Annotated in this window: 15 protein-coding genes; 5 read left to right on the top strand and 10 right to left on the bottom strand. The window is 68.9% G+C overall.

Going from position 1 to position 12,385, the window contains the following annotated elements; genetic code table 11:
• The first annotated feature begins 132 nt into the window (after positions 1-132).
• Both ABFY20_RS14670 and ABFY20_RS14675 read left to right on the top strand, forming a co-directional pair.
• Positions 133-609: a cupin domain-containing protein gene (locus ABFY20_RS14670; RefSeq protein WP_368496970.1), complete on the top strand. Its 477-nt coding sequence runs from the start codon at positions 133-135 to the stop codon at positions 607-609.
• Positions 606-1,379, top strand: coding sequence for an alpha/beta hydrolase family protein (locus ABFY20_RS14675; protein ID WP_368496971.1), 774 nt, complete (start codon positions 606-608; stop codon positions 1,377-1,379). The genes ABFY20_RS14670 and ABFY20_RS14675 overlap by 4 nt, the downstream gene beginning before the upstream one ends.
• Positions 1,380-1,405: 26 nt before the next feature.
• Here ABFY20_RS14675 and ABFY20_RS14680 read toward each other — a convergent pair whose 3' ends face one another.
• Positions 1,406-2,335, bottom strand: a complete 930-nt coding sequence (locus ABFY20_RS14680) for a hypothetical protein (protein WP_368496972.1) — start codon at positions 2,333-2,335, stop codon at positions 1,406-1,408.
• Positions 2,336-2,413: 78 nt separating this feature from the next.
• Positions 2,414-3,718 carry an MFS transporter gene (locus ABFY20_RS14685; protein ID WP_368496973.1) on the bottom strand — a complete coding sequence of 435 codons (1,305 nt, stop codon included), beginning with the start codon at positions 3,716-3,718 and terminating at the stop codon, positions 2,414-2,416.
• 775 nt (positions 3,719-4,493) lie between these two features.
• Between ABFY20_RS14685 and ABFY20_RS14690 the strand changes: the two genes are divergently transcribed.
• From ABFY20_RS14690 to ABFY20_RS14700, 3 genes are read left to right on the top strand one after another with little or no spacing between them, the layout of a single operon-like run.
• Positions 4,494-4,856 (top strand): PadR family transcriptional regulator, encoded by a 363-nt coding sequence (locus tag ABFY20_RS14690; protein WP_368496974.1) that lies wholly within the window; start codon positions 4,494-4,496, stop codon positions 4,854-4,856.
• Positions 4,853-5,926 (top strand): hypothetical protein, encoded by a 1,074-nt coding sequence (locus ABFY20_RS14695; protein ID WP_368496975.1) that lies wholly within the window; start codon positions 4,853-4,855, stop codon positions 5,924-5,926. The genes ABFY20_RS14690 and ABFY20_RS14695 overlap by 4 nt, the downstream gene beginning before the upstream one ends.
• Positions 5,923-6,240: a putative quinol monooxygenase gene (locus tag ABFY20_RS14700; protein WP_368496976.1), complete on the top strand. Its 318-nt coding sequence runs from the start codon at positions 5,923-5,925 to the stop codon at positions 6,238-6,240. Before ABFY20_RS14695 ends, ABFY20_RS14700 begins: the two co-directional genes overlap by 4 nt.
• 105 nt (positions 6,241-6,345) lie before the next feature.
• Here the strand turns inward: ABFY20_RS14700 and ABFY20_RS14705 are convergent, their stop codons facing one another.
• The 8 genes from ABFY20_RS14705 to ABFY20_RS14740 form a co-directional block, all read right to left on the bottom strand.
• Positions 6,346-6,690, bottom strand: coding sequence for a hypothetical protein (locus ABFY20_RS14705; RefSeq protein WP_368496977.1), 345 nt, complete (start codon positions 6,688-6,690; stop codon positions 6,346-6,348).
• Positions 6,690-7,124, bottom strand: coding sequence for a prevent-host-death protein (locus ABFY20_RS14710; protein WP_368496978.1), 435 nt, complete (start codon positions 7,122-7,124; stop codon positions 6,690-6,692). The genes ABFY20_RS14705 and ABFY20_RS14710 overlap by 1 nt, the downstream gene beginning before the upstream one ends.
• A 104-nt stretch (positions 7,125-7,228) precedes the next feature.
• Positions 7,229-8,512 carry a DUF445 domain-containing protein gene (locus ABFY20_RS14715; RefSeq protein ID WP_368496979.1) on the bottom strand — a complete coding sequence of 428 codons (1,284 nt, stop codon included), beginning with the start codon at positions 8,510-8,512 and terminating at the stop codon, positions 7,229-7,231.
• 84 nt (positions 8,513-8,596) lie between these two features.
• The gene (locus ABFY20_RS14720) at positions 8,597-8,929 is read right to left on the bottom strand and encodes an EamA family transporter (protein WP_368496980.1); all 333 of its coding nucleotides are present in this window, start codon (positions 8,927-8,929) and stop codon (positions 8,597-8,599) included.
• Between the two features lie 8 nt (positions 8,930-8,937).
• Positions 8,938-9,603: a hypothetical protein gene (locus ABFY20_RS14725; RefSeq protein ID WP_368496981.1), complete on the bottom strand. Its 666-nt coding sequence runs from the start codon at positions 9,601-9,603 to the stop codon at positions 8,938-8,940.
• Positions 9,600-10,664, bottom strand: a complete 1,065-nt coding sequence (locus ABFY20_RS14730) for an ABC transporter ATP-binding protein (protein ID WP_368496982.1) — start codon at positions 10,662-10,664, stop codon at positions 9,600-9,602. The genes ABFY20_RS14725 and ABFY20_RS14730 overlap by 4 nt, the downstream gene beginning before the upstream one ends.
• Positions 10,665-10,679: 15 nt before the next feature.
• The gene (locus ABFY20_RS14735) at positions 10,680-11,495 is read right to left on the bottom strand and encodes a carbohydrate ABC transporter permease (RefSeq protein WP_368496983.1); all 816 of its coding nucleotides are present in this window, start codon (positions 11,493-11,495) and stop codon (positions 10,680-10,682) included.
• Positions 11,492-12,343: a carbohydrate ABC transporter permease gene (locus tag ABFY20_RS14740; protein ID WP_368496984.1), complete on the bottom strand. Its 852-nt coding sequence runs from the start codon at positions 12,341-12,343 to the stop codon at positions 11,492-11,494. The genes ABFY20_RS14735 and ABFY20_RS14740 overlap by 4 nt, the downstream gene beginning before the upstream one ends.
• Between the last annotated feature and the right edge of the window lie 42 nt (positions 12,344-12,385).

Below are 12,385 nucleotides of genomic sequence, written 5' to 3' on the forward strand. Positions count from 1 at the left end.
TCACCCCCGTCTGCGCGACATGTGTCGCTGAGGTGAGCATAGGACATGAGCTCGCCCGCCGATGGCATCCTGTGCAAACCGCCGCCCCGTCGGGCACACTGGCACCACACCCGCAACCGAAGGAGCACGACGTTGAGCACCGAAGAGATCATCCTGGGCGACCTGCCCGCCGGCATCGTCCGAGCCGACGAGGCGTTCAACGGCCGCGTCTGGAACGTGCTCGGTCACACCTACACGACGAAGATCGAGAGCGCGAGCGCCTACGCGTGGCTCTCCTACGACCCCGCGGGCACCGGTGTTCCGCCGCACGTGCACCCCACCCAAGACGAGTTCATCTACGTCTTCGAGGGCGTGTACACCCTCTACCTCGACGGCCAGTGGACCACCGCCGGCCCCGGCGACCTCGTGCAGATGCCCCGCAACATCCCGCACGCCTACTACAACAAGCAGGAGTCGGATGCGAAGTCGCTGTTCTGGGTGAGCCCCGGCGGCAAGCTGGCCAATCTGTTCAGCCTCCTCCACAACGTCACCGACCCCGATGAGGTCGTGCGCCTGTCGGCCGCGAACGGCGTCGACTTCCTCGCCCCGGGTTCGGTCGAAGGGGCGTGACGGGGGCTTCGCCGCGTATAGAGACCTACGGCGCGGACGCCGACCAGCACATCGAGTGGTGGTCGGCGGCCCCGGATGCTCCTGCCGCCCGCGGCACGATCGTACTGCTGCACGGCGGCTACTGGCGCGAGCGCTTCACCGCCGAGCTCATGCATCCGCTCGTGCCGTCGTTCACCGCCCGCGGCTGGACGGTGGCCAACGTCGAGTACCGCCGCGGCCCCGGCGCCTGGGCCGCCATGCGCGACGACCTCGCGTCGTCGCTCGCGGCGGTGCGCGCGAGCACCCTGTCGGGCGGTCGACTCGCCCTCGTCGGCCACTCGGTGGGCGGCCAGCTCGCCCTGCTCGGAGGCGAGGCGGGTGACGCGGTGGTGGCGCTGGCGCCCGTCACCGACCTCGTCCGCGGCTACCACGAGTCCATCGGCGACGGCGCCGTGGTCGAGTTCCTCGGCGCAGCTCCCGATGCCCTCCCCGACACCTACGCCGCCGCGTCGCCCCTCGCCCACGTGCCGCCCCGCGCATCCGTCCTCATCGTCCACGGCACCGACGACACCCGCGTGCCCATCACCCACACCCACGCCTACGTCACCGCCTGCCGCTCCGCGCCCGGGGTCGGAGTGGCGCTCGGCCCGACGGCCCCCGCCGTCACCCTCCTCGAACTCCCCCACCTCCCCCACCTCGACGCCATCTCCCCCACCGCCCCACACTGGCCCGCGGTCCACCACTGGCTCGACGACTGGAGCGCTCTCGACCGGCAGGGGCGATCAGCGTAGGTAGCCCCGGTTCGGCTGCTCGATCGCTAGGCCGGGACGATGCGGAGGGGCGCCTGCTTCGGGATGCCCGCTCCGACCCCGAGGAGCACGCCGGGCGTGACCTCGGTGGTGCCGGCGCCGAGGGCGTACTCGAAGTCGTAGACGCCCTGGGCGACGGGGTCCATGACGTAGCCCGTCATCCCCGACGACGGATCGATCTCCGGCGCCCAGTCCGCCGCGGGGGTGACCGTCGTTCCGGCAGGGAACGGCGGCGTCTGGAACGGGGGCGGGAACTGGTTCAGGTCGGCGATGACGCCCCGCTGCCCGATGGCGTAGGAGTACTGCGGCACGGTGAGGCGGAGCGTGGCGGTCGTGCTGAACTCGGCGGGGTTCGGAATCCACTCGAGGGTCGGCTCGGGGCCGAAGCCGATGGTGATCGCGGCCGTGAGCGAACCCGGCTCCTTGTCGTTGGTGTAGGTCGCGACGACCGTATAGGGGCCCGAGCGATCGCCCCACTCGTCGACGGTGAAGCCGCGGGTACCGGCGGTCACACCCGCGGTGGGGGATGCGAGGATGCCGGTGCTCGCGCCGAAGTCGGGGGTGTAGGTCCAGCGCCCCGAGGAGATGGTTCCGGGGATCGGCCCGTTCTCCGACACGGTCAGCACGATGGTCGCCGTGCTGCCGATGCCGGGCGACCCGTTCGGCACCAGCAGGGTGAGCAGCGACGACTGCCCCTGCACCCCCTCGGCCTCCGACCAGTACAGCTGCGCGTCGGGCTGCCCGGTGCTGGCGCTCGCCAGCGGAGCGGCGACCGCGGCGACGACCACCGGCGCGGCCCACGCCGCCCCGATCACCGCGCGACGCGAGACGCCGCCGCGCCCAGCGCCGCCTGTCGCGACGTGCGCTGAAGGGTCGAGGGCAGTCAGCGAGAACAAGGCGGAGAACGACGGGGTCTCCTCGGGACGCAATTCGGGCATCCTCATACTCTCCGAGACCGCTGCCCCCACCACCAGACCCTCTTGCGGACATGACCTGAACAGGGCACCGCGCCGGTCTCATCCTTCGGCTGAGCCGCCTCGCGCGTCGAGCGCGCTGGTCACCCCTCCCCGCATCACCAGCGCGGCGACGAGCGTCACCCCCAGCAGCACAGTCAGGTACACGATGAAGCCGACGCTGCCCTCGCCGGCCGTGGCGTGATAGACCAGCGGCGCCGTGCCCCCGAAGAGCGAGTTCGCGACGGCGTACCCGAAACCCACGCCGAGCGCCCGGATGTGCGCAGGGAACACCTCCGCCTTGGCGATCCCGTTCACCGACAGGTAGCACGTCAGAACCGCGAACGCGAGAACGAGGATGCCCAACACCACCGGGGGCGACGTCACCTGAGCGGCCACGGTCACCAGCCCACCGGCACCCACGAGGCCGAGCGCACCGAACGCGATGAGCAGGGGCTTCCGGCCAATGCGGTCGCTCAGCGCTCCGCCGAGCGGCTGCATCAGCATCAGCACGACGAGTGCGGCGAGCACCAGTGCGGTCGCGGTGAGCTCGCCCGAGGCACCGTCGGCGCTGAAGAACGTCTCGCGAACGATGAACGGAACAGTCACCGTCGCGGTGTAGAACGCGGCACTCCCACCAGCGGTGAGCAGGATCACCCAGACGAGGGGGCGCCAGTGCTCGCAAAGCAGCGCCGTCATCGTCGAAGCCCTGTCTGAGCCAGCCGGCTTCGTCGCCGCCGGCGGCGAGGCATTGGCCGATCCGGATGCGCCACGCCTGAGCCCCCGCGCCCACAACAGCGACACGAGCCCCGCCACCCCGCCGGCCATGAACGCGGCCCGCCATCCCCATTCCGAGATGCCCGCACGATCGCTGACCAGCAGCAGAATCAGCAGGCAGGCCTGAGCGAGCACGAGACCACCGACGATCGTGGTGGCCTGGAACGAGGCGAAGAATCCGCGGTGGCCCCGCGTGCCCGACTCCGACAGCAACACCGTGGCGGCCGCGTATTCACCGCCGGTGGCGATGCCTTGAAGCACACTCACCACCACGAGGATCACCGCCGCCCACGCCCCCACCGCCCGCTCGGTCGGGGCGAGCGCGAGAGCGACGGATCCGGCCGACATCATCGTGACCGCCGCCACGAGTGCCCGTTGCCTCCCTCGCGTGTCGGCGAGCCGACCGAACAGCCACGAGCCGAGCGGCCGCACCACGAACGTCACGGCGAAGAGGGCGTAGACGTAGATCAGCGAATCGGGTGAATCCGGGTCGAAGAACTCGGTACGGAAGTACGGAGCAAAGGTCGCGTAAATGTAGAGGTTGAACCACTGAACCAGGTTCGGCACCGACCCCGCCAAGATGACCCCCACCTGAGCGCGCCGATCCGGGTGTGCCCCAGGTGCGGTCGGCAGGGTAGGAATCACTCGATGACCCTACCGAATCTGCAGCCCCCCTTTGAGACTGCGGCTCCGCGCGATTAGCGGGCATTGCGTAGAAGACCGGCCACCCCCGTCGCTGTGCGGCATGCTCTCGGTTATGACGCCTTCGTCACGCTCATCGGAGTGGACCGAGCGCGGCAGATGACTGCCGAGAATACCTTGGCCGAGGTCGCGAGTCACCACCGGGATCGTGGCGTACGACGTGGCGACCGCGGTTCGATCGGTGTGCGAAGGTTCCGAGACTCAGCGCGAAGGTCTTCGGCGATTTCTGGACCTCGCCCGGGTGGCGAGCCCGCCCGATAGGCTCGCCACCTCGAACCACAGGGTTAGGTGCCACAGGCAACGTTCTCGTCGAAGTAGTCAACGGCAGTGGCTATGTGACTCGTGCCAGCGAGCTTGGTGGAGTCGTTGTCCAGCGTCGCGTCCCGGATGTCCCAGTCGGGGTTGTCATGCGCGAGCGCAGAACCCATGTAGCACTGTGCACACGGGGCCTGACAGGACGTGATCGAATCGCGCTGCTGAGCCAATTGATCTCGGGCATGAGGACCACGAGCTCGTCGAAATGATCTCGGCACCATCCGCCGCTCTTTCTGTCGAGTCATAACGCAAGCGCTCAGAGAACCGCTCGCTGCCCAATGCAGGATTTACCCAGTACGCACTACTGCGCACTCCGTGGTACCGTGTGTCTCGACACAGTGGAGGTGCAGTGGATACGACGCAACTACTCAAGGGGGTGCTCGACGTGGCGGTGCTGGCTGTCGTGCAGCACGACGACGGGTACGGGTATGACATCGTGCGGCGGCTGCGCGAGGCGGGGCTGGGCGACGTGGGTGACGCGTCGGTCTACGGAACGCTGCGCCGGCTCTACGCGGCGGGGGCGCTGTCGAGCTACGTGGTGCCCTCCGACGGGGGCCCGCACCGTAAGTACTACGCCATCAACAAGGAGGGTCGCGACATGCTGTCGCGCCAGCGGGCCACCTGGTCGGACTTCGCCGGGGCGATGTCGACATTGCTGGCCGAGACCCCACCGAAGAAGACCGCGCTTCGCACGATCGGAGAGAGCAAGTGAGCGAATCAACGGCCACCCTCGACAAGGCGATCGCGGAGTTCGCCGCCGCGGTACGGCGCCACCTCGACGACCTTCCCCTGGAGGAGATCGACGATCTCACGGGCGGGCTCGAGGCCGACCTCTCCGAGCAGGCGTCCGACGAGCAGGGCGATCTGCATCTCGACGACCCGGCGTCGTATGCGGCCGAGTTGCGCGCATCCGCTGGCCTTCCGCCGCGCACCAGCTCGGCTCTGCCGCTGCGACGGCGGGTGCGGCAGCAGCTCGACGAGCTCGAGGCGGCGACGAGGAGGGTCGTCCATTCGACTCGTGTCGGGTCGGGGCTGGCCGGGTTCGCCCTCGCCCTGCGACCCGTGTGGTGGGTGCTGCGTGGGTGGGTCGTCTATCAGCTGCTCACCGTGGTGATGCTCGGGCGGAGCGAATTGGTGCCGTCGGGCTTCTTCCTGTGGGTGGTGCTGTTCGCCTCGATCGTGCTGAGCGTGCAGTGGGGGCGCGGGCGGTGGGCACCCGGCTCGTTCCTGCGCGTTCTGCGGGTGGCGGTGTCGGTGATCGCGATCGTGGCGCTGCCGTTCGTCACCGTGTGGGCGCTGAACGAGGCCAGGGCGAACCAGGGATACGACCCCGTCGCCGCCTACCCCGACCCGACCGGGCTGCAGCTCGACGGCGAGCGCGTCACGAACATCTTCGGGTACGACGCCGAGGGCAATCCCATCACCGACCTGCAGCTGTTCGACCAGAACGGCAACCCACTGGTGACCGTTGGCGCGGGGTTCGTCGACGACGAGTACAGCTACAACGACGACGGCTCCACCTTCCTCGTGCCCGTCACCGACGGCCCGCGCGGGAGCATCTGGAACGTCTACCCGCTGAGCGAGGCAGCCCCCGATGACCTCGGTGGTGTGGATGTTCGTGACGCCGTGCCGGCGACACCGCCGTTCCGCACGACCAACGCTGTGCCCGGGGCGACTACCCCGACGCCGATGCCAACGCCGACTCCGGCCGCCACCGCTCCCTCCACCCCGAGCCCGACACCGGCCGCCGAACCGAGCCCCGCGACGGATGCGGCGCCATGACCACTCCCAGTACGGGGCCCGGCGCCGCGGCGACAGAAGTCCTTCTGACCGGACGGCTCGTGTGCCGGAACGACGCCGAGGTCGCCATCGTCGCCTCCCGCCTGCCCGAGCACATCGAACTCACCCGGGCCGAAGCCGGCTGCCTCTCCTTCGAGGTCACGGCGACGGATGATCCCCTCATCTGGGCGGTCGAAGAACGCTTCGCGACCGAGGCAGCGTTCGCAGCCCACCAGGCGCGGGTCGCTGCCAGCGAGTGGGGCAGGAGCACCGAAGGCATCGAGCGGCAGTACGAGATACGGCGCGTGCCGCGCTGAACGGCACTCGCCGTTAGTCATAAGGCGGAGAGCGCAGATTATGAGTAACTCAGGTACCCATGAAACTCAGCGTCGCCGGGGCCACCGCGTTCATCGGCGCGCCCATCACTTCGTAGCGTTGGGATGATGGGTGTGAACCTGCTCCAAGAACACGACGGCACCTGAGACGTAGAACCAGATACGGGCGTCGCCTTGTCGCGTGGGCTTGTGCTGCCACCGCTGAAACTCCACCCCGTCGCGAGTCACGACTGCGAGAGCACCTCTCAGCGGATAGTTCGTGAGAGTGACTTCGGTCGGCGTACGCGTCAAGAAGTCCCAGCAGTCCACCAGCGCGTTGCGGTGGGTTGCGCGCAGGTCCAGCCATCCTCGCTGCGCCTGGGCAGACCCGAAGCGAATCTCGAACTCGCTCTTTTTGGTGGGTCGCTCGACCCTGGAGTTCTTTGCACCCATCAAGGACGCTGAACCGCATCGACGGCGTCGAGCCAGTCGACGGGCGAATCGCGCAGTCCTGCCGCGAGCGCAGATGCAGTCTCTCGCCACGACGTCAGTTCTGCGGCGATCAGATGCTCTTGGCTCGTGGCAAAGGATGCACGCGCAGCGTCGACGAGATCTTGCGCGCATCGTTCGCGATCGGCGCGCCCCAGCGCCAACATCCACGGGTACGCGTCGGCCATGCGGTCAGCCAGGCTGCCACGTTCGTCGAGAGTGATCGCGATGAGCTGCGCGGCGAACTGCAGCAGCTGCTCTCGCGCATCCGCTGCTCGCTGAGACATGAGTACCAGATTCTCCCCATCACGCCGCGTGACGCTCACAGGCGCATCTTCGGCTGCCGCGAAGACGCGAGGAGCGTTCCGGCTGAGGTCGGAAGAGGGGAACGATCGCATGACTGCATCATAGTTCCGAATACGTTCTGAAGTTCCGTCGCGGGACTGGATGGTGAGCAATGAGTCTCCCTCGATGAGCTACCCTCATCTTATAGTGGGATCTCTCACCCCACCACCGCATGCACCCCCGTCGCGATCGCGTAGATCGCGAGGCCCGCGATCGCACCGACGACCGTGCCGTTGATGCGGATGAACTGCAGGTCGCGCCCCACCTGCAGTTCGATCTTCTGGGTGGTCTCCCGCGCATCCCACCGCTGCACCGTCTCGCTGATCACCGACGCCAGGTCGTGCCGATACTTCTGCACCGCGTACCCCGCCGCGTCCGCGATCCACGCGTCGATCTTCGCCGACAGGCCGCGGTCGGCCGAGAGCCGCACGCCCACGTCGACGAGCGCCGACGCCGCACCCACCCGCAGCTCGCTCGCGGGGTCGGCGAGCGCCGACGTCAGCGTCGCCTTCACCGCCTCCCACACCCGCGCGGCGAACGACCGCATCCGCTCGCTTTCGAGCAGCGACTCTTTGAACTCCTCGACCCGCTCCCCCATCGCCGGGTCGTGCTGCAACCGTTCGGTGAGGTCGACGAGATAGCCGTCGATCGCCAGCCGCAAGGGATGCTCGGGGTTGTCGCGCACAGCTCGCAGCACCCCGATCAGCTCCTTGTGCGCCCGCTCGTCAGCGAGCCCCTTCGCGAAGCCGGGCACCCACCGGGGCAGGCGGGTGGAGACGACTTCGCCCAGCGCATCCGGATGCTCGCTCAGCCACGTCTCCGCGGCCTCGACCAGCGCATCCACCACCGCGCGCTGCTGATCGGCGGCGACGAGCTCGGCCCCCACGCGCCCGATCGTGGGCGCCCATTCGCGGTCGAACAGGTGCGTGCGCGCCAGCCGCTCGATGAGCCGCTCGACGTCGCTGTCGCTGAGGAAGCGCAGTACCCCCTGCGCCACCACCGCGCCCTCGGCGCTCGCCCGCTCGGCGTTCTTCGGGTCGGCGAGCCACTCACCGAGCCGGTCGGCGACGCTGAAGGTCGCGAGCTTGCTGCGCACCACCTCGTCGGAGAGGAAGTTCTGCTCGACGAACTCGCCGAGGCTCACCCCGATCTCGTCCTTACGGGTCGGGATGATCGCCGTGTGCGGGATGCGCAACCCCAGCGGATGCCGGAACAACGCGGTCACCGCGAACCAGTCGGCGAGCGCCCCCACCATCGCCCCCTCCGCGGCGGCCCGCACGTACCCGAGCCACGGATACTGATCCTGCAGCCCGAACGCCACCGCGAACACGACCGCGGCCACCACGAGCAGCGCCGTCGCGAGCAGCTTCATGCGCCGCAGCGCCGCCCGCCGCTCGAGGTCGGCCGCGGTGAGCAGGGTGTCGCGCGTGGTGGTGGTCATCGTGGTCCCGTGTCGTCGGTCCCGGTCGCCCGGGAATCTGTGGAGTCCCCACCGTACGTCCGCCGCCCCCGGTCGGCACGCGCGTCAGCGGTCGGCCACGCCCTTCGGGTCTGCAGTCACGGTCGCTGCAGCGAGCCCCGCCATCGCCAACCCCAGCCCCACCCAACCGACCGGGGAGAGCACCTCACCGATCAGGAAGACGCCGAGCAGTGTCGCCACCACGGGCTCGAACAACGTGAGAAGCGACGCGGTCGACGCCGAGACGTGCCGCAGACCCCGCGCGTAGAGGAGGTAACCGACCGCCGTCGGAATGAGCCCGATGTACAAGAGCACTCCCCACGCAGCGACCTCGGTCACGGCCGGCACTCCGACCACCAGGGCGACCACGGCGAGCGGGATCACGGTCAGCCCCTGCACGGCGCCGATCACCGGGCCGTCACCGAGACCGTCGGGCCGACGTGCCGACGTGCCGACGGGAGGATGAGGCGCGAGGTGGCGATGGTGAATCCCGCGTAGGCGATCCCGGCCAGCACGGCGACGGCCGAGCCGATCGCAAGTTGGCCCGGGTCGACCGGAGACCCGGCCGAGGACTGCCGTCCCGTCACGAGCAGCACCCCGCCGACGAGCGTCAGCGCGGCGGCCACCGACCACCTCCGCCCGGGAAGCGCCGAGGCGGTGACGGCCTCGATCGCGCCCACGACGACGGGCGCGGAGACGATCGCGATCACCGTGCCGACGGCAACACCCGCCAGGGCCATCCCCGAGAAGAACGCGAGGATGTAGACGCCGAGGCAGCCGGCCGCGAGCGCGAGCAGGGGCGGCGCTCCGGATGCTCGGAAGACCGCCCCGAGACCCCGGGATGTCACGGCGGCTAAGACGATTCCCGAGACCGCGAGCGTGAGGGCGCCCACGGCCAACGGGCTGACCTGGGGCACGAGCGCCGCTGCAGCACCCGAGGTGCCCCACACCGTCGCGGCGGCGAGCACCCAGACGCCACCGCGCCCACGCCTCCGCCCCGGGCCAGGGCCCGGCCCGCCCCGCGCAACGCGCCGCAGCCCTGCTCCCCCGGGCTCGCCTGAGCCCACCGTCATTCGGGCAGGCGCTCCCCGGAGACCCGGTCGAACAGATGCCAGCTCCCGGGCCGCACCCGCAGCGACACCGCCGACGATTCGCTCACACCGGCGAGGTTCGACGCCTCCACCACGCTCGTGAGGGCGATGCCGGCGGCGTCGAGCGAGACGATCGCGCGGGGCCCGAGCAACTCCACGAGCCCGACCGACGCGCGGCTGCCCGATTCGGCGACGGTCTCGACCAGCAGATCGTCGGGGCGCACACCCAGCGTCACCGCCCCGTCGGGGCTGTCGGTGCCGAGCTCGAAGCGCAGTCCGTTGGGCGCCACGAACGCCCCGCGCACGAGCTCGCCGTCGATGAGGTTCATCTTGGGGCTGCCCACGAACGCGGCGACGAAAGTGTTCGCAGGCTTGCCGTACACCTCGAGCGGAGTGCCCTGCTGAGCGATCTTGCCCTCCCTCATCACGACCATGCGGTCGGAGAGTGTCATCGCCTCCTCCTGGTCGTGGGTGACGTAGAGCGAAGTGATGCCGAGCCGCCGCTGGATCTGCAGCAGCTCGGTGCGGGTCTCGACGCGCAGTTTCGCATCCAGGTTGCTCAGGGGCTCGTCGAACAGGAAGACCGAGGGCTGACGGATGATCGCCCGCCCGATCGCGACCCTCTGCTGCTGCCCGCCCGAGAGGTCTTTGGGCTTGCGATCGAGCAGGTGCGTGAGGCCGAGCGACTCCGCCACCTCGTCGGCGCGCTTCCGCGCCGCGGCGCGCGGCTCCTTCGTGGCCCGGAGCGGGAAGGCGATGTTCTCCCGCACCGTGAGGTGTGGATACAGAGCGTAGTTCTGGAAGACCATCGCGACATCGCGGTCTTTCGGTTCGAGCTTCGTCACCGTCTTGTCGCCGATGACGATCTCACCGGAGGTGATGGGCTCGAGCCCGGCGAGCATCCGGAGCGATGTCGACTTGCCGCACCCGGAGGGGCCGACCAGAACGGTCAGCGACCCGTCGGGCAGCTCGAGGTTGAGGTTCTCGACGATCTGCGTCTGACCGTAGCTCTTGTTGACGTTCGAGAATGTGACTGTTGCCATGAGATTCCACCAGACCTAAGACTTGACCGCGCCACCGCTGATGCCCTGCACGAGCTTGCGCTGGATGAAGAAACTGGCGATGACCACGGGGATCACCGCGATGAGGATGGCCGCGCTCATCGACCCGAGCTGCACACCCCGGAAGGTGTTGAACCCGGCGATGGCGACCGGGAGGATCGCCGCCTTCCCGGGGGCCAGGATGAGCCCGTAGAACATGTCGTTCCACGACAGCGTGAAACCGAAGATGGCAGCCGCCCCGATGCCCGGCAGCACCTGCGGGAGCACGACGCGCCAGAAGGCGCCGAACCGGCTGAATCCGTCGACCCGCGCCTGCTCCTCGAGCGACCGCGGAACCGCCTCGAAGAACCCGATGAGGAACCAGGTGACCACGGGCAGCACGAAGCTGAGGTGCGCGAAGATCACCGGCACCAGGGTGTCGTTCAGCCGCAGCGCGTACGCCATGGTGAGGAAGGGGAAGACGAGAACCGCAGGCGGCAGAACCTGGGCCGCGAGCATCCCGAACCGGGTGGCGGTGCCGCCGGCTCGGTACTTCGCGATGACGTAGGCACCCATGCTGCCCACCACAACGCTGATCGCCACCGTGGTGAGCCCCACGATGGCGCTGCGGCCGGCGGCATCGAGGATGCCCGACGACAGCACGTTCTGCCAGCTCTCGAAGGTGGGCGAGAACAGCACGAGGTTGGGGTCGTTCAACTGCGCGGGGGTCTTGAAGCTCGCCAGCGCAATCCAGATCAGGGGGAACAGCACGAAGATGGCTGCCGCCCACAGCAGCGCGATCCTCGCGATCGCGAGTCCACTCACTCGTCTCATGCGCTCTTGTTCCTCTCGAGTCGGCGGAAGGCGATGACGATGACCGTCAGCACGACGGCCAGCACCACGAACGCCATCGACGACGCCTCCCCCAGCCGGAAGAACTGGATGCCGGTCTGATAGGTGAAGTACTGGATGGTCTGGGTCTCGGTTCCCGGCCCGCCGCGGGTGGTCGCGTACACGTATTCGAACACCTTGAGTGCGTCGAGCGCGCGCAGCAGGATGGCGACGACGAGCACCGGGGCGAGCAACGGCAGCACGATGCGCCGGAAGATGTACCACGGGCTGCCCCCGTCGACCCGCGCCGCCTCGAGCGGCTGCTTCGGGATCGACTCGAGGCCGGCGAGCAGCAGCAGCACCATGAACGGCGTCCACTGCCACACGTCGATGAAGGCGAGGGTGAACAGCGCCCGGCCGGGGCCGAAGAAGTCGTAGTTGATGCCGATGCCCCTGAGCAGCTCGGGGATCGCCCCGATCTGGTCGTTCAGCAGGAAGCGGAAGGTGAGGCCCACCGCGATGGGCGTGATGAACATCGGTGCCAGCAGCATCGACCGGGTGACGTCGCGCGCCCACTTCTGCTTCTGCAGCGAGAGCGCGACGGCCAACCCGATCACGAGCTCCAGACCGACAGCCACCACGACGTACACGGCGGTGACGCCGAAGGCCTCCCAGAACGCCGGGTTGGTGAAGGTCGAGAGGTAGTTCTCGAACCCCACCAGATCGGGCGCCCCGCGGTCGGTGAGCTTGTAGTCGGTGAAGCTGAGGTACAGCGCGTAGAGCAGGGGGAACCCGACGACCGCGATGAACACGGCCACGAGGGGTGCGAGCATCCCGTACTTGAATCTCACGTCTCGGAGCCCTTCCGCATCGTCGGTCGCCGGGTTCCCATG

It is taken from the genome of Herbiconiux sp. A18JL235 (assembly GCF_040939305.1).
Lineage (GTDB): Bacteria > Actinomycetota > Actinomycetes > Actinomycetales > Microbacteriaceae > Herbiconiux.